The sequence below is a fragment of the Streptomyces sp. NPDC090741 genome (genome assembly GCF_044769045.1).
GTDB lineage: Bacteria > Actinomycetota > Actinomycetes > Streptomycetales > Streptomycetaceae > Streptomyces.
Genome location: NZ_JBIVXF010000029.1, coordinates 1 through 17004 on the forward strand (window position 1 = coordinate 1; position 17004 = coordinate 17004).

The window sequence follows — 17004 nt, forward strand, 5'->3', positions numbered from 1 at the left end:
CCCGGGGGCGCGCCGGGGCCCCCGTTCGTCCGGGCGTTTCACGGGGGGGCCTGGGCCCCCGTTCGGGCGCCATGGGCGGCGCCCCCCCCCCCCCGGGGGGGCGCCCCCCCCCCGCGCGGGGGGGGCGCCCCGCACTGCTGCTCTTTACCGATGCCGAGGGCCTACGTCTAGCCGAAGATCGTGCGCTTCAGGTTGTACAGAAGCTTCTCCTGAATCAGAGCAAAGTGAAACAGGTCGATCTGGTCTGAAGCTCCACTCGGTGCAGCTGACACCGCAGCTGCGTTCGGCGTCGAATCTGCGCTGGCCACTGCGCTCGAAGTCATGATGGCCAAGACGGCCACTGCGCCGATCGATCCAGCCCGACCGAGGTTCCTCAACATTTGCCATCCCTCATCCGTGTTCCTAGCTGGTCGGCTTCGACCGTGCGATGAGCAGCGCTCGCATCACGGATCAACGGCCACTCTGGTCAGGAGTAACTGCTGAGTCGTCATTCTGGTGGATGTCGGAGGTGGACAGCGGTTGAGAGACAGGTACTTCAGGACTCCCTGGGGTCGGGGCTCCAGACGGCCGGCCCGCCGCCGCGCCACTCGATCAGCAGCGCGTCGTCCAGGTGGACGTCGTCAGGGTCCAGGCCAGCCCGCCGTAGGAATTCGAGTAGGTCGCCGGGGCCTAGGCTAGGTGCCGAAGTAAGCAAGCGAGCGTGCAGTTGGCCAGATGGGCCATCGACGGCGCTCCTTACCCCTGCGGTCGGTGCGCCATGATCAGCTCGAACTCCTCCAGGCTCAGCAACCTGGCGTTCAGCTTCTTGAGGGACGCGCCGCGGATCGCCGACTGTGGCCCCCGCGTCGCGACTAGCGCGGCCTTGTCGCGGAACAGCGCGCCGACGTGCGCGCGCCCCGCCGCTGCGTTCAGGAAGAGCGTCGCGCTGACCGCACCGTCCAGGGCCTCCAGCTGGGGACGGCCTAGCTCCTCGAACGTCTGCCGGTACGCGGGCGCGTCGGACGGGTCGAACTCCACGTACCCGGTCCGCATCCACATGCCCGGCGCCACCTTGGGCGCGGGCGTGTACGACACGGCCTCCCAGTCGTCGACGGTCACGGTGTCTGCGAAGGGCGCCAGCAGCTCGAGACGGCGCTCGCGCAGCCGCGTATCGCTCTCCGCCCGGGCGCTCTCGCTCTCCCACCACGAGCCCATGAGGATCTTGCCGATCTCCCCGTCCGCGAACAGCCCGAAGCGGTGGTAGCCGGGGTTCTGGATGAGCAGTCCGGGCGCCTCGCTGCGGAGCGCGTCGAGCACACCCTCGAGCTTGGCCGGGTCGCCGGTGGCGTAGGTGGTGCGCACGTACCAGGTTTGCATGGCTCGTCCTGTCGGAGGGGGGCTCCCGCGGCGGTGGCGCGCGGCTCCCCTCCATGCGAAGCCGAACCGAGCCGGTCCGCGACGCGAGTGGCCCATTCGGTGGTGGCACGGGGTGCGCTGGTCGTACTCCTGGAGCGCAGCTGTTCGAAGAATGCCACCACCTCCTGGTGTGGCTCGCCGGACAGCTGCTCCACTCCCCGACCCTGCGGGCAGGCGTGCCCACGGTGGAAGGCCCCGCCGAGCGGGCCCACTTTTCAGCGATCCGCTGGGTTGCGGGGGACTACCGTCCCTGACGGCCTTCGCTGAGGAGTGCAGGCTGCGCCCGCCCCAGACGCTGCGTCCCAAGCTGCGCCGGGGCCGGTGTGGGCCGACTCCGAGCGTGAAGGAGCCTGTGAAGACCATCTGGCCTGTGTGTACCGCCCATTACGGGCTCTTGTGGGCCAGGACTGAACCCGATCTGATGCAGGGCTGCCCGTACCCGCCTCCGCACACTCGAAAGACCATCGACAGGCGGAAGAAGGGATGGCTGCCACCGGACTATGGCCTGCGCGAGCTCAGGCCTCCGCGTTGAGGCTGTGCGGTTTCACTGCCGCGCGAATTGGCGTGCGCGGGTGAGGCCCGGCGCCGGGACCTTCGGGGGCAGTACCACCGGTCCGCCCAACGCGCGTTGGTGCAGCCTCAGAGGCTGTTGCCTCCGTGGACGCCGTAGCGTTCGAGCAGCACGGCAAGGGCCGTGGACGGGGGCGCTCAACGCCGTCGTTCGCGGGGCCCGCAGGGTAGGGAGCACGATGACGGAAGCCGAGTCTGACCGAGGCAAGGCGGGCCGGGTCCTCGAAGCGGTCCCTTGGGACCGCTGATTGCCTCACCACGCTGTCCCGGCGGATGCCTTGCGGGGGAACTGTGTCCGCTTCAGGGCTCTCCGAAGCCCATCAGGCCTTCCGTGACGGGGCTCGAACGCCTCGTGGACGCGTTCGCCGGCACCCATGTTCCGGACGCCGACGGACCGCCAATGGCTTGCCGTGCGTGCGCCGCCCCGCTTTAATAAATGAACAGACATTTATTAATCAGGGGTGTGGGTGGTGGCAGGGCGTCCAAGGGGTATCGATGACGCGACGATCTTGCGGGCGGCGGTGGGCGTCATGGGCCGGACGGGCCCGGCAAAGCTGACACTGGCCCTGCTGGCGCGGGAGGTCGGGTTGGTGCCGGGCACGTTGGTGCAGCGGTTCGGTTCCAAGCGCGGTCTGCTGCTGGCGCTGGCTGAGCACACGGCGAAGGATGCATGCGCGTTGTACGAGGGTGTACGCGCCGAACATGACTCGCCGCTGGCTGCGCTCGCGGCACTGGTCGTCGAGACCTGGGCGGCCGCCGCCAGCCCCGCGGCGTTCGCCAACCATCTCGCGTTCCTGTGCGCGGATCTGGAGGACACGCAGTTCCGTGACTGCGCCCTCGTCTCCCAGCAGGCGCAGTCCCACTGGATCGGAGAGTTGCTGGATCACGCCAAGGACGCGCGCGAACTGGCGCCGGACACGGACACCACTGCCCTGGCCGCGACGGTGCAGGCCGCGACGTTGGGGGTCGCTCTGCTCTGGGCGGTCGACCGACGGGGCTCCCTCGCCGAGCGGCAGCGGGCCGCCCTGGACGCCGTTCTCGCCCCCCATTGCCCCGCCCCGTGACCTGCGTTTCCCTTTCTCCGGCAAGGAGCCAGACCATCATGACTACCTCCTCCACTCCCGAAGCCCCTGAGCGTGCTTTCCGTACCCTGGTCTACATCGGCACGAGCCTGGACGGGTTCATCGCCCGCCCGGACGGTGACATCGACTGGCTCAATGAGCGCGGCGCGCGGGCCGGCGACATGGGGTACGAGGCGTTCATGGCCGGCATCGACACGCTGGTGATGGGCCGCAACACCTACGAGAAGATCCTCACCTTCGGCTTCTGGCCCTACGAAGGCAAGCGCGTGGCCGTACTGAGCACCCAGCTGACGACGGATGACGCGAACGTCACCGTCTACCGCAGCCTGGACGCACTCTTGGAAGGTCTGGCCACTGAGGGCGCGAAGAACGTTTATGTGGACGGCGGACAGATAGTCCAGACATTCCTGCGCGAAGGCATCCTCGACGAACTCATCATCACCACCGCCCCGGTCCTCCTGGGCGCAGGCTTCCCCCTGTTCGGCCGCCTGGACCGCGACATCGACCTCGCGCACCGGGAGACCCGCGCGCTCGGCGCCGGGTTCGTCCAGAGCATCTACACCGTCGATGACCAGCCGGAGTCAACGGCGAGTTGAGCGAGCCGGCCGAGTATCTGCGCCGCCCAGTCCACGGCGCCCGCCGCGTCACCGACGTCGCCCGGGTCTGCCCTGAGGGCGACGCCTCCGCGGCCGCGCCCAGAAGGTCGGCCGAGCCAACCACGCTGGTGTCCTGTTCTTGCTGGACAGGGTGGTGCGGATTCCCACGGATCGGCTGCGGTGGCAGGTGGTTGCGGTCGCGGCGGGGAGTGTTGGCGGGACGCGACATCCTGGAGGTGGTTGCGTCACCTGTCGTCAGTGATCGGCGTCACTGAAAAGTCCTGAGAAATCCGCAAGTCAAAGGGATCCTGAGGGTGGTTCAGGCCAGGTTGGGTGAGCACTGCGCGTGAGCTTCGGCCTCCGCGCCGAGGCGCTGCAGTCGTTTGTGTCGCCGGTCAGTGAAAGTGAGCAGTCGTCACGCTTGTGACCTGGGGTTGTGCAGGTTGGCTGAGCGGGCTGGCGGCTGTGCTGGCTCACTCAATCTGCGCAGAGTACGGCGCGCGCCAGTCGTCTGACCCGCGGAGTTCCTAGCTTCGGGTCCGGTTGCGCAGGTTGGTTGGGCACTGCGCAGTTTCACTGGTCCGAGACAGCCGTCAGTCGGTCGGTTCGCCCGGTAGGAAAAAGCCGATCGACGGCCTTTCGAGCACGGTCCTGGCTGTTCGGCATGAGGTGGGCGGACACCCGGCGGGCAAACCACCGCCGTCGCCCGGGGCCGGGCTCACGGACACCAGGAGCCGCCGCTCCGGCTCGCCCTGGCCTCCACCGTGTAGCCGTGCTCCCCGTCGGATGCCCAGGACACGGCGAGATGGGAGGTGGCGCCGTCGATCTGCTTGGTGAAGCAGAGGCCGATCCGTTCGCCGGCAGGGTCGTGGCGCCAGGCGGGCTCGTCCGGCTCGGGCGGTGCCGGCAGCCAGCCGTTGCGGGCGGCGGCCGCCCTGTAGTAGGCGGCGACGTCCGCTCGGCGGGCGGGCTCGGTGTACCCCCGGCCGAAGTACGCGAAGCGGTCGTCGTCGTCGCAGCCGGAGTAAGACCCGTCGTCGGCCTGTGCTCCTTGCGGGGTGCCGAGCGTCCGGACCTGGGCGGCCATCGGCTCCTGCAGTGCCGCGTCCGCGGCGGTGCAGCCGTAGATCCCGCCGTTGAGGGACCACCAGCCACCCATGACGGTGAGTGTGCCGAAGACCAGTCCGCCCGCAACTACGGACGCTCCCACCCGAAGATCGTTCACGGGCGGGAGCGTACCGGTCGGCAGCGGTGGGGAGAACCCGGGCACCCGCACCATGAGCGACAGGGCTGCCTCGGCCCCTCAGACGGAGTTCACGCCCACCAGCGGCAACTTGCGACGCCGCGGCTGATTGTCGTTAGAGCTCGTAACAGGATCTTGATGAGATGTCCTGGTCAGCCGTGACTGGTGTGACGATTCGGCCGTTCGGGATGGTGTGAGTACTCGGCCGTGGATCGTGGACGACGACTTGTGGGCACATATCGAGCCGCTGCTGCCGCCCTGGCCGACGAGGTCACCGGGGCCGCGGCCGGTGGCTGACCGGTTGTGTCTGCAGGGCATCCTCTACGTGCTCTGCAACGACATTGCCTGGCAACTCCTGCCACCTGAGCTGGGCTTCGGCTCGGGGCAGACCTGCTGGCGCCGCCTGGAGCGTTGGCAGCAGGCCGGGGTCTTCGACCAGCTGCACCGGATCCTGCTCTCCGAGCTGAACACGGCCGGTCGGCTCGACTGGTCGAGGGCGTGCGTGGACGGCTCCCACATCCGGGCGAAAAAGGGGGAGCCGACACCGGTCTGTCGCCGGTCGACCGGAGGAAGACGGGCAGCAAACACCACCTGATCTGCGACGGACGCGGCACCCCGCTGAAAGTCATCACGACCGCGGCGAACGTCAACGACGTCACCCAGACCCTCACCCTGGTCGACGGCATCCCGCCAGTGGCAGGCCGCCCCGGCCGTCCCCGCAGATCCCCGGACGCCCTGCTGGGAGACAAGGGATACGACTCCAACCCCAACCGGGAAGAGCTGCGTAAACGCCGGATTCTGCCCATCATCTCCCGCAGAGGTGCCCCGAACATCAAGGGCATGGGCAAGCTCCGCTACGTCTTCGAGCAGACCTTCGCCCTGCTCCACCAGTTCAAACGACTCGCCGTCCGATGGGAACGCCGCACCGAACTCCACGACGCCTTCGTCTCCCTCGCCTGCAGCCTCATCTGCTGGCGACGCCTCAACAAGCCCAACTCATGATCGCGTTACGAGCTCTTAGCGCATGATGGGACACGCGGAATGTTGTATTTCCTTCGGTCAGCCGCCGAAGAGGGAGGTACCGAACGCGATGGTGGCTGCGAGGCCCTGGTCCGTGCCCGCTGCAACCAGCTCGGGCGGCACCATTCGGAGAAGCCTCCGGAAGATCCTCCCCCCGCTCTGCGGATCGGCTCCATCCCGCTCCAGTTCGTCAATGTCCTGGTTGAAGTCCTCAGCGTCCTGAGGGGAGAGCCCGAGGTTCGGTGCAATCGCCCGGAGCTGGGCAACGAGCGCAGCGAGACCTTGAGCGTCAATGCCTTGGTTTACGGTCTGGGTGTTGCCGCCTCCGGTGGCCAGGTTGGAGCCGGGGGCATCCCCGTGTACGTAATTGCTGTTGTTGCCGTAGTAGTTGGTAACCCTCTGGGTCGCCGGTCGCTGGTTGGTCATGAAGGTCCTCAGCATCTTTTTGGAGAGCACGAAGTCGATGCCCTCGGCGGTCGGTGCAATATGCGTGGCATTGGCTCCCGGAGCCCGTTGGACCTTCAGGATGCCTTTGTCTTCGAGATAGCTGACAGCGGCATCCACTTCGCCCCAGGTCATCGCGGCGCCGCGGAACCACCACTGGTCGCACGCGGCGAACGTCTGAAGACTGGCCCAGTCCCCCGAGCGTGCGCTCTGATATGCCCAGCGAGGCAGGACGTTGTGCAGGTACGTTTCACGATCGGCCCGGAAATCCGGTCGCTGGTTGGTCATGAAGGTCCTCAGCATCTTTTTGGAGAGCACGAAATCGATTCCCGCGGCGGTCGGTGCAATATGCGTGGCATTGACTCCCGGAGCCCGTTGGACCTTCAGGATGCCTTTGTCTTCGAGATAGCTGACAGCGGCATCCACTTCGCCCCAGGTCATCGCGGCGCCGCGGAACCACCACTGGTCGCACGCGGCGAACGTCTGAAGACTGGCCCAGTCCCCCGAGCGTGCGCTCTGATATGCCCAGCGAGGCAGGACGTAGTGCAGGTACGTTTCACGATCGGCCCGGGAATGAGGGTGGTCCCGCAACTCTTGAGCCCTGGCCACTCCTAGCGGAGTCAGCCGGATCATGGGGGAGCTACCGTCGGCCCCGTCGACCGCGCGTTCCGCCCAACCGAATGTGATCACCCACGAGACGATCCCCTGCTCATCGGCCGGGTCCTGCAGGGCTGTAGCCAGGATCTGCTCCGCATCCAGAATCCCATCCAGATCACCCCTGAGAGCGTCGAGAGCACATTGGAGAAACTGCTCGACGTTCCGGGCGTGCCGCTTCCATGTCATGACTGCCAATCGTAAGGGCCTGTCCCGTCTGCCCTCTTGTGATCGCCTGATTGCGATCGCACGTGGGCGGTATGGCGCGGCGGGCGGCCTGCAGAAGACTCATCTGGAACACGCGTACGCGGCGGTCACGCTCAACCTCATCCGCCTCGACGACTGGTGGAACGGCCACCCGCTCGACCGCACTCGCGTCAGCCACCTCGTCCGCCTCGACCTCTCCATCGCCGCGTGACCGAATAGGCCAGCAGGATCGGTGACAGCGTTCTTCACCCCTACTCCGCAGTCGCACCCTTCCTCGACGACCACGACCCGCACGTGCGTGAAGCGGCCGTCACCGCCTGCATCCCTCTGCTGGATGACCCGCGCCTGAACCATCACCTTCGCTGCCGTGATGGCCGCGGCCCGCACGGATGTGGTCGCGATCCGCGACCGGCTCGCCGCCGGCGAGGCGCTGCTCGACCGGTACCTCGACAGCCCGGATTCCCTGGATGGCCAGGAGCGGGAACGCCGTCGGACGCTGGTGGAGCTGGCGCGGACCGGACGACCGGAGGTGGACTACCGGGGGCTGGGCATCGGCCAGTACGCCGCGGCCGCTACGGAACAGGCGCGCCAGCTGTTAGTCGTGGACACCGATCTGGCCCCGCTGATGATCTACGCGGCGGGGCTGCGCGGCCGCAATCCCGAGACGCTCAAGGAGCTGCCCGCCGCACACCGGATCCTGGAGGACCGGGCGGTAGTGGTGACGCTGACGAAGCGCCGGCGGGGCAAGGCCAACTCCCGGACGACCGTGCACTGGAGCACCGATGCGGATCCGGCCCGCCGGCTGCGGACGGTGGGCGGCTTCTACCTGCTGCTGCACGAGATGATGGCCCGCAGCCGTGCCCTGTCGAAGACGGCGAGCCTGTGGTCGATCTGGGCGGGCAACGGAAGCGGCCGGACCACCAACGCCGCGACCGGCGGACACGTCGGCCCCTTCGACGCCGAGCTTGCCCGCAAACTGCACCTCGGCCGGTGGGCTTTGCGCCACGGGCTGCTGGGCGATGACGGCCGGCCGTTGAACCTGAGGCTGACGCGGATGCGCTACCTGCGCAAGGACCCCTTCGTCAGGGAGTGGGCGGCCGAGATCCTTACCGAGGCGATCACTGACGCCCACGACCAGACCCTCGCTGTCGTCGCGCCGTCCCGACGCGAAGGGTCCGAGGCGGACCAGCTGAGGGCTGGCGCCGGCGAGCTGGACACCTTGGCCGCCTCGTGCCTGGACATCGACCACCACCCCGTTCATGGAGGGCGCTGCCGCGAGTCGTTCCTGGCCTGCCTGGACTGCCCGAACGCGATGGTGCTGGAGCGGCACCTGCCGACTCTTCTCGCCCTGGCGGACATGCTGCGGGCCGACCTGGAACGGCGAGACGCCGAGCAGTGGGTGCGCCGTCACGGCCGGACGTGGCAGATCATCACCGCCGGGATCTTGCCCAGGTTCACTGCGGCCCAGCATGCGAACGCCGCCCGTGCTGCCGCTCGACCTCCTCGACGGCCCCCAGGAGATGCCATGACCACTCTGACCTCCGCCGTCGTGGCCTGGCAGCCGGTACCGGCGAAGGCACTCGTGCTGGCCGAACGTCCGCTGCGCGAGGACGCCGTGCCGGAGGAGACCTCGGTCTTCGCCGACGACGTGTGGATCCTGGACTCCGCCTTGCTGCGCGCGGACCGCCGGCCGACCAGCCTCAAATTCGCCGGGCTCCCCGCCGCGCACGTGACGGTGGCGAAGCACCTGTTCTACGCGCTGCTCACCCAGGACACGCCGCCGGGCGAGAGGCCCATCACGATCGCCAGCATCCACAGCTACTTCAGCTGCACGCGTCGGTTCTTCCTCTGGGCCCAGCCTCGCGCCGAGTCGCTGGCCGAACTCACGGCGCAGGACCTCGCCGCTTACCACCACGAGGTGGGGGGCCTGCGGCAGGTTCCGGGGTCTACTAGGCGCCACCGGCGGGCGGTGCGGATGCTGTGGGCCTACCGCACCCGGTTGCCAGTTTCCCAGCGGCTGGTGTGCGATCCGGTCCGGATTCCGGACTGGCAGGCGTGGGCCCGCACCCAGACCCACCGAGGCGGGGAGAACCTCACTGAGCGGATCCCTGAGCAGGTTATGGGGCCGCTGCTGACGTGGGCCCTGCGCTGGGTGGACGACTTCGCCGACGACGTGCTCGGCGTCCGCACCGTCCGGGCCGCCCTCGATGCGCGGCCGGCGCCTTGCCTGGATCCGCTGCCCGCCCTGGCCCGCCTGCTGGCCGAGTTCCGTGAGCGGGGTACCCCTCTGCCCGCCACACCCAGGGGACGCGGTGGACAGAGGATCCCCGCGACGGCCAACATCACGCATCTGGGCCGTCTGATGGGCTGCGGCCGTGGACTGGAGAAGAGCACGGCCGCCGCGCGGCTGATCGAGGAGGCCGCCGTCGACCTGGGCATTGCCGAGGACAGCTACCTCGATCATCGGGTCCGGGGTCGGCTGGACGGCCGCCCGTGGCTCGCGGAGTTCTCGTACTACGACGTCCCCCGCCATCTTTCCCTGCTCCAGACGGCCTGCTGGGTCGTGATCGCCTACCTCTCCGGCATGCGCGACTCCGAGATCAAGCACCTCAAGCGCGGATGCGGCACCGCCCTCCAGGACCCGGGCGGCAAGGTCTACCGGCACGAGCTGACGAGTCTCGCCTTCAAGGGCGAGGCCGACCCCCGCGGCGTGACGGCGAGGTGGATCGTGACCGCCCCTGTCGCCCGCGCGGTGGCTGTCCTCGAACGTCTACAGCCCGACACCCAGGCCTTCCTGTTCACCCCGGCCGGCGGCCGTGCCCTCACCGTCTCCCGGCTCCCCGCCGCAGGCCGGGTCGCTGGTAGCACCACCACCGTCACCAAGCTGGCCGCCTTCACCGTATGGGTCAACGACTACTGCGCCACGACCGGCCGCACCGACCGGATCCCCGATGTGAACGGCCGACCACCGCACCTGACCACACGGCAGTTCCGCCGCACCCTGGCCTGGTTCATCGCCCGCCACCCCGCGGGTGCCATCGCCGGCGCCCTGCAGTTCCGCCACCAACGGATCCAGATGTTCGAGGGCTACGCCGGAACCAGCGACTCGGGGTTCCGCGCCGAGGTCGAAGCGGAAGAAGCCCTCACCCGAGGCCAGCTCCTCGCCGACAGCGCCACCGACCCCGACCGGCCCCGGCTCACCGGCCCGCCGGCGCGGAAGCCGAACAGCGCCTGGCCGCGTTCGCCCGCCACGCCCTCTTCGAGGGCCAGGTCGTCACCGATCAAGCCCGCCTACTAAGGATCATGAAACGCCACGACCCCGGCACCTTTGTCACCTGCGTCTACAATCCCGACCGCGCCGTGTGCCGACCTCCCGCCGACACGTCCGAACAACCAGAGCTCGGGGACTGCCGGCCGCTCGCCTGCCGCAACACCGCCCTCACCCCGGACAACCGCGACGCCCACGCCCGGCACGTCGCCGACCTCGACAGCGCTCTGGCCCAAGGCGACCGCCTCGCCCCCTACATCCGCCACCGCCTCCAGCAGCAGCGCCAGGACACGAGCGACTTCCTGACCCGACACGCCCCGGAGCCAGCGTGAAACCCCCGATCCCGGACGCCGACAGCGTCCGCAGCGCCATGAACGCCGTCCTCACCGAAGCTGCCGTCGGCCGCCGCGCCACGGTCACCGCGGTCGAGCGACGCCTCGGCGTCACCCACGCCACCTTCTATCGCCACCACCAGGACCTGATCACCAGCTACTACCAACCCCGCGCAACGCCCGCCCGCCAGCAGGAAGGCCCGTCTCCGGCCACCGGCGAACGGGTCCTGGACAACCTGAGGCGCCTGCGACAGGAGAACGCCGACCTGCGCCAGACCCTGCACCTGTACGAAGAGGCCATCCGCCGACTCACCCTCGAAAACGACGCCCTCCGCACGGACGCCCGCATCATCCCCCTACACGCCCAGGGCTCTCGACCCAGCTCTCGGCCCTAACGGTGTCGCGCTCCATTACTGGCGTCTTCCGGAGCAAGCCGTTTCGGGGCTGGACGTACGTCAGCAGCCAGCAGGCGGGCGAGAGGGAGAACTGGGCGGCGAAGGCGGAGGTCCGCTCCTCGGGCAGCGCCGAGCGCGGGATGAGGCGGCCCGTTGGGGTCAGGACCGTCGAGCACGCCGCCCACGTCACGAGCAGTGTGGGACAGCGCCCCCCCGTTTGTGAGAAGCCCTGGCGGTTGAAGAAGCGGCCCCCAGTGGCCGACTCGTAGGATGACCGCATGACCGCCGCCGTCCAGTCGCCGAGCCGCCGCCCTACCGGGCGCGGTCTTGTGCTGCTGGTGCTGGCGGTGCTGGCCGGTGTGCTGGCGATGCACGGCCTGGGCCCTGGGCCGGTGTCTGCGAAGGCGTCGGCGAGTGCCGCCTCGCACGTCATGGTGATGTCCCCGGACGGGGCCGGCCACGCTGCGGCCGGGGACTGTTCTCACACCGCCGGCGGAACCGGTCATGCCAATCACGCGGATGCGGTGTGTGCGGCGGCCGGCGTCGGCGTCTCATACGCGCCGCCCGCGCTGGCTTCTGCCCTTGGCGTCACGCCTGCGGTTGTGGCGCTGCCGGCCAGCGCGGCCGGGGCTCCGGAGAGCGGGCGGGCCCCGCCCGACCTGGCCGAGCTGCAACTCCTGCGGATATAGAGCGGCCCGCACGGCACCCCCTTACCCCGCCCTGCCGGGTGAAGTAGTGCCGCGCTCCGCTCTGACCTCTTCCGTCTCGGCGCATGCCCATTTCAGGGCTGCGCATCAAGGAGTCGCACCACCATGAACAAGCACTTCATCCGCCGTACCGCCATCGCCGTTGCCGCGGGCGCGGCCTCGGTCGTCCTTGCCGCGTGCGGGTCGAACGACGACACCTCCACCGGGCATGACGGCCACGGCTCGACGACGTCGGCCGCCTCGTCCCCTTCGGCCTCGCAGGGCCAGCACGACGCCGCCGACGTCGCGTTCGCCAAGGGGATGATTCCCCACCACCGCCAGGCCGTGGAGATGGCCGACCTCGCCCCCACCCGCGCGGAGTCCGCAGACGTCAAGACGCTCGCCGCCGAGATCAAGAAGGCCCAGGACCCGGAGATCAAGACCCTCTCGGACTGGCTGACCTCCTGGGGTGAGCAGGTGCCCGCCGAGGGCGCCATGGACCACTCCATGCACGCCGCGGGCGGCATGATGACCGCCGAGGAGATGGACGACCTGAAGAAGGCCTCCGGCAAGGAGGCCTTCGACACCGCCTTCATGGAGATGATGATCAAGCATCACGAGGGCGCGGTCGCGATGGCCAAGACGGAGAAGGCCGACGGCGCCTTCCCCGACGCCAAGACGATGGCTGACGCCATCGTCACCTCCCAGACTGCCGAGATCGCCCGGATGAACAGCCTGCTCGGCAAGAGCTGACCACCCTGCGAAGGGGGTGTTCCGGGCCGCGAAGGCCCGGCACACCCCCTTCGCTTTTCAGGGGTTTCCACCCGCAGAATACCCCTGGTGGGTATATGTTTTGTGGAGTGGGGGGTCCGCGGGAGCGGGGTCACACTGGACGGGAACGGGGATGACGGCCATGGACCACAGCGCACACCAAACCAGCACCACGCATGACCACGCCGCGCACCAGACGGGACTTGCACGAAACGCGGCTCAATACTCTGCGTGAGTGTCCGACCGTGCCGCTGCAGGGTCCTGGGCAGCGGGGTTACCCAGGGCGTAGGTGATCTCGAAGGCAGAGGGTCTTGCCTCCGCCGTCTGCTGCGCCGCCTCGATGGTTGGTGGGGCGCCTGATGGTGTGGCTACCCCTCGAACTGGCTTGCGTTTGCGGGTGGTGTGCGGCGGTGTGTGGCGAGTGCGATGGCCGAGCCTGTCGCGAGGAGCACGGCGAGCGCCGCGAAACCGTAGGTGAGGGTGGAGAGTGTGGCGACCCCTGCCACGAGCAGCGGGCCGCCCGCGTCGCCGAGTTCGCGTCCGAGTTCGGCGGATCCCATGGTCTGACCGAGCCGCTCCTTGGGGGTGGAGGACGCCAGGGCGGCGAAGCCGAGCGGGGTGATCAGCCCTGTACCGGTACCGATCAGCGCCGCTGCGGTCAGTACGCCGGCCAGGCCGGGCAGCATTGCGCAGACCAGGCCCGCGGCCGTGAGGGCCAGTCCGATCCCGATTCCGGTGGGCGCGGTGATACGCCCGTCGTCCAGGGCCCGTCCGGCTCGTGGCTGGATGATGGCGGCGCACAGGGCCAGTGTCGAAACGGCGGCGCCGGTGGCCACCGTGCCAAGACCGGCGGCCGCGCCGGAGACTGGCAGGAATCCGACGCCGACGGACAGGGCGGCGGTCGCTCCCGCCAGGGCTGCGGTCGGCTGCAGGAACGCCGGATCGGCCAGCCGCCTGGCCAGGTCCAGCAGTGTCTGCCGGCTGCGCGGCAGCGGAGGCACGCGGGGGACGGCGAGCGCGGCCCACACCGCGACGGCCGCGCCGAGCGCCGCCATCACGGTGAACAGCAGTCGCAGGCCGCCGGCCCAGACGATCACGCCGCCGAGGAGCGGGCCGGCGGTGTAGCCGATGGACTTGTAGAAGCCGTAACTGCCGAACGCCCGGCCGTGTTTGGCGGCCGGGTTGAGCCGGGCCACCAGCGCAGAGGCCGAGGGCGAGAAGGCGGAGGCGCCCGAGCCCTGGCCGAGGCGGGCTGCCCACAGCCAGCCGGGACTGTCCGCGACCGCGTACAGTGCCGAGGCCGCGGCGAAGGCGATGAGCCCGCCGATCATCACCGGGCGGGCGCCGATGCGGTCGGCGAGGATGCCGAAGACGGGCTTGAGCAGGACTTCGGCCCCGTCGTACAGGGCGAGCAGCCCACCCAGCACCAGCAGCGAGGTGACCGCGTCCTCGGAGAACCGGCCAAGGTTGGCGGCGATGGCGTGCGCGCCGAACGCGGTGGTGAAGGCGGCCCCGTACAGCGGCCACATCTGCCGCCTTGGTACCGCAGGGGTGGTCGAGCCGGTCATCGGCTGTCCTCCGCTTCACTCCGGTGCGGTGCGGCAGAGACGCGCTCCGCGCAGTTCTCGCAGGCCGCCGCGCACTGCGGCGGGAGTGCCGCATCGTCGGCCTCCAGCACGGCGAACAGCAGTTGCATCATCCTCTGCGCTGATGCCGGCCCGGCTTGTAGTCCGCGGCGGGTCCGCGGGTTTAGGGGAACCCGTGGACCCGCCGGGGGCGGAGGGTGTCAGGTGGTGGTGATGGCGGTGAGGACCTTGGTCCTGGCCGCCTTGACTGCGGGCAGTGCCGCCGCGAGCAGGCCGGCCATGGCTGCGCCGGCCAGGACGGCGAGGATGGTCGTCCAGGGGATGGTCAGGGCGGTGATCCCGTACAGGGTCAGGACCTTTTGTCCGGCGATGCCCCAGGCCAGCCCGAGGCCGAGGCCGAGGAGTGCGCCGTGGACGGCGATCAGGACTGATTCGAGGCGGATGAGGCGCCCGATCTGGCGGCGTGAGGCGCCGATGGCGCGGAGCAGGCCGATCTCGCGGGTGCGTTCGACCACGGAGAGGGCGAGGGTGTTGATCACGCCGAGGACGGCGATGGCGATGGCGAGCGCGAGGAGGCCGTAGATCAGGTAGAGGATGCTGTCGACCTGGCCGGTGATCTGCTTCTTGTAGTCGGCCTGGCTCTCCACGCTCACCTGCGGGTATCCGGCCAGCGTGCTGTCGAGCGCTGCCCCGAGCTGCTTGACTGTGCCGGGGGCGGCGTTGACGTAGAGGGTGAAGTCCTTCGCGTCGGGGGCGTAGGTGGTGAGGGTGTCGAGGGAGACTTCGAAGCTGCCGCCGTCCTTGCCTGCGCCGGCCGGGGGTTTGCTGATCGCGCCGACCGGGATGGTGGCGGTGGTGCCGTTCTGGAAGTGCAGCTCGACGGGGGAGCGGATGGTGAGCTTGTCGGCAGTGGCGGTGGTCTGGTCGACCATCAGCTTTCCCGCCGCGACCTCGGCGGTGGAGCCCGCGACGTACTGCGGCCTGAGGGCCTGGTCGACGGTGGCGGTGTCCACGCCCGAGACCACGACCTGGAAACCGTTCACGTGAGCCAGGGAGTATCGCTGGCGGGTGACGGCCGCGACGCCGGGCACGGCTCGGACCTTGGCGGTGATTTCCTGCCCGATGGGCTGCTGTCCGTTGCCGGTCAGGATGTAGTCAGCGCCGAAGGTGCGGTCGACATCCCGGTTGACGGAGGTGGTGATCGAGGCGGCCAGCACCGCGACCGCGCCGACGAGGGACAGGCTGATCATCAGCGCGCCGGCGGTGGCGCCGGTACGGCGCGGGTTGCGCACGGCGTTGAGGCGGCTCATCCGCCCGACCGTGCCGAACAGCACCGGGTAGATCGCGCCGAGGCTGTGCACGACGACACGGGAGAGGGCCGGGCCGAGGATGACCAGGGCGACGAGGGTGGCGACGATCCCGCCGCCCAGCAGGGCGACGGCCGCCACCAGGGTGTCGTGGCGGGTCGCGGCACCGTACAGGGCCGCTAGACCCGCCAGCAGGACGACCGCTCCGACGGCGGTGCGCCGACCGAGCGGCTTGACGGTCGGCGTGCCTGCCTCGCGCAGCGCGGCCATCGGTGAGATGCGGGCCGCGCGACGGGCCGGCAGGTAGGCGGCGACGAGGGTGATGAGAACGCCGACCGCGTACGCGGCGATCGGGGCGGGCCAGTTGACGACCAGCGCGGTGTGGGACAGATCCACGCCGAACCGGCCGATCAGGGACTTCAGCCCGGCCGCCAGGCCGATACCGACACCCAGGCCGAGGGTCGATCCTGTGATGCCGAGCAGCAGAGCCTCGGTCAGCACGGAGCGGGTGACCTGGCCGCGGCCGGCGCCGAGCGCGCGCAGCAGGCCCAGTTCCCGGGTGCGCTGGGCGACCAGCATGGAGAAGGTGTTCAGGATCAGGAAGATCCCGACCAGCACCGCGATCCCCGCGAAGCCCAGAAGCGCGTACGTGACCACACCGAGGAACGCGGTGATCTGCTGCGACGCGGACTGCCCCTGTTCTTCCTTGGTGGCGACCGAGTAGCCGTCACCGAGGGCGGCCTTGATCCGCTGCTGCGCCGCCGCGTGCGTGGTCCCGGGGGCAACCTCCACGGTGACGGTCGTGAAAGCGTCCGGCTTGCCGAGCAGCTGCTGCTGGGCGGCCGCGGTGTCGACGTAGACCATGGTCACGCCCGGGTTGGGGCTGGAGAACGCGGCGAGGCCGACCACAGTGGCCGGTGTCGACCCGGAGGGGGCCAGTACGTGCAGCGCGTCGCCCACGTGGATGTTCTTGTGCCGGGCGCTGGCCTGGTCGATGACCAGCTCGCCGGCCCTCTGTGGTGCGCGGCCCTGGGCAATGCGCACCTGCGGGTCGTCGTACCAGTTCTGGCCGATCGTCGGAGCACCGGTGGTCGCCCCGACCGGCTTGTTGTCCTTGCCGACCACAGTGAGGTTCTGCAGGCTCACCTGCCCGTGGGCCGCTGCCACACCTTGGACACGGGCGACCTGGGCGACGACGGCGGCGGGCAGGACGGGCGTCTCGCCGGACAGGCCCCGGTCCTCGACCTCGGGGATGAAGGCCTGCTTGGGCTTGATCGTCACATCGGCGGCGGTCGAGGTGGACAGACCGGTGAAGGCGCTGTTGATGGTGTCGGAGAAGACCAGGGTGCCGGAAATGAACGCCACGCCCAGCATCACGGCCAGGGTGGAGAGCGCCATGCGGCCCTTGTGGGCGAGGAAGTTGCGCAGACTTGCCTTGAACACGATCT

The 17004-nt window shown here is 69.4% G+C and carries 15 protein-coding genes; 9 read left to right on the forward strand and 6 right to left on the reverse strand.

The window, feature by feature from the left end:
• Positions 1-167 precede the first annotated feature (167 nt).
• Entirely contained in the window at positions 168-380 is a 213-nt protein-coding gene (locus ACIQU4_RS40940; protein WP_403742576.1) for a hypothetical protein, read from the reverse strand.
• Positions 381-735: 355 nt separating this feature from the next.
• Positions 736-1356, reverse strand: coding sequence for a hypothetical protein (locus ACIQU4_RS40945; protein ID WP_403742578.1), 621 nt, complete (start codon positions 1354-1356; stop codon positions 736-738).
• Positions 1357-2435: 1079 nt separating this feature from the next.
• Between ACIQU4_RS40945 and ACIQU4_RS40950 the strand changes: the two genes are divergently transcribed.
• Together ACIQU4_RS40950 and ACIQU4_RS40955 are read left to right on the forward strand one after the other, a co-directional pair.
• The gene (locus ACIQU4_RS40950) at positions 2436-3029 is read left to right on the forward strand and encodes a TetR/AcrR family transcriptional regulator (RefSeq protein ID WP_403742674.1); all 594 of its coding nucleotides are present in this window, start codon (positions 2436-2438) and stop codon (positions 3027-3029) included.
• A gap of 38 nt (positions 3030-3067) precedes the next feature.
• Positions 3068-3643: a dihydrofolate reductase family protein gene (locus tag ACIQU4_RS40955; RefSeq protein WP_403742581.1), complete on the forward strand. Its 576-nt coding sequence runs from the start codon at positions 3068-3070 to the stop codon at positions 3641-3643.
• 718 nt (positions 3644-4361) lie between these two features.
• On the opposite strand, the gene ACIQU4_RS40960 is transcribed toward ACIQU4_RS40955, so the two are convergent.
• The gene (locus tag ACIQU4_RS40960) at positions 4362-4868 is read right to left on the reverse strand and encodes a hypothetical protein (RefSeq protein WP_403742584.1); all 507 of its coding nucleotides are present in this window, start codon (positions 4866-4868) and stop codon (positions 4362-4364) included.
• A gap of 211 nt (positions 4869-5079) precedes the next feature.
• Here ACIQU4_RS40960 and ACIQU4_RS40965 point away from each other — a divergent pair.
• Positions 5080-5888 (forward strand): IS5 family transposase gene (locus ACIQU4_RS40965; protein ID WP_403742587.1). Its coding sequence is split into 2 segments (ribosomal slippage): positions 5080-5397 and positions 5400-5888, totalling 807 coding nucleotides; the frame shifts between segments, so codons are not numbered across the junction.
• A gap of 57 nt (positions 5889-5945) precedes the next feature.
• Here ACIQU4_RS40965 and ACIQU4_RS40970 read toward each other — a convergent pair.
• Positions 5946-7193, reverse strand: a complete 1248-nt coding sequence (locus tag ACIQU4_RS40970) for a hypothetical protein (protein ID WP_403742590.1) — start codon at positions 7191-7193, stop codon at positions 5946-5948.
• Between ACIQU4_RS40970 and ACIQU4_RS40975 the strand changes: the two genes are divergently transcribed.
• From ACIQU4_RS40975 to ACIQU4_RS41000, 6 genes are all read left to right on the forward strand, one after another.
• A complete protein-coding gene (locus ACIQU4_RS40975; RefSeq protein WP_403742592.1) occupies positions 7192-7422 on the forward strand; it encodes a hypothetical protein in 231 nt (76 codons plus the stop codon). The genes ACIQU4_RS40970 and ACIQU4_RS40975 overlap by 2 nt on opposite strands.
• Positions 7423-7581: 159 nt before the next feature.
• Entirely contained in the window at positions 7582-10509 is a 2928-nt protein-coding gene (locus tag ACIQU4_RS40980) for a hypothetical protein (protein ID WP_403742595.1), read from the forward strand.
• A 5-nt stretch (positions 10510-10514) separates the two neighbouring features.
• Positions 10515-10811: a hypothetical protein gene (locus ACIQU4_RS40985; RefSeq protein WP_403742598.1), complete on the forward strand. Its 297-nt coding sequence runs from the start codon at positions 10515-10517 to the stop codon at positions 10809-10811.
• Positions 10808-11206, forward strand: a complete 399-nt coding sequence (locus ACIQU4_RS40990) for a hypothetical protein (protein WP_403742600.1) — start codon at positions 10808-10810, stop codon at positions 11204-11206. Before ACIQU4_RS40985 ends, ACIQU4_RS40990 begins: the two co-directional genes overlap by 4 nt.
• A 278-nt stretch (positions 11207-11484) precedes the next feature.
• Positions 11485-11895 (forward strand): DUF6153 family protein, encoded by a 411-nt coding sequence (locus ACIQU4_RS40995; RefSeq protein WP_403742602.1) that lies wholly within the window; start codon positions 11485-11487, stop codon positions 11893-11895.
• A 123-nt stretch (positions 11896-12018) separates the two neighbouring features.
• A complete protein-coding gene (locus ACIQU4_RS41000; RefSeq protein ID WP_403742604.1) occupies positions 12019-12645 on the forward strand; it encodes a DUF305 domain-containing protein in 627 nt (208 codons plus the stop codon).
• Between the two features lie 386 nt (positions 12646-13031).
• Here the strand turns inward: ACIQU4_RS41000 and ACIQU4_RS41005 are convergent, their stop codons facing one another.
• Positions 13032-14231: an MFS transporter gene (locus ACIQU4_RS41005; RefSeq protein ID WP_403742607.1), complete on the reverse strand. Its 1200-nt coding sequence runs from the start codon at positions 14229-14231 to the stop codon at positions 13032-13034.
• Positions 14232-14449: 218 nt separating this feature from the next.
• Entirely contained in the window at positions 14450-16999 is a 2550-nt protein-coding gene (locus ACIQU4_RS41010; protein WP_403742610.1) for an ABC transporter permease, read from the reverse strand.
• Between the last annotated feature and the right edge of the window lie 5 nt (positions 17000-17004).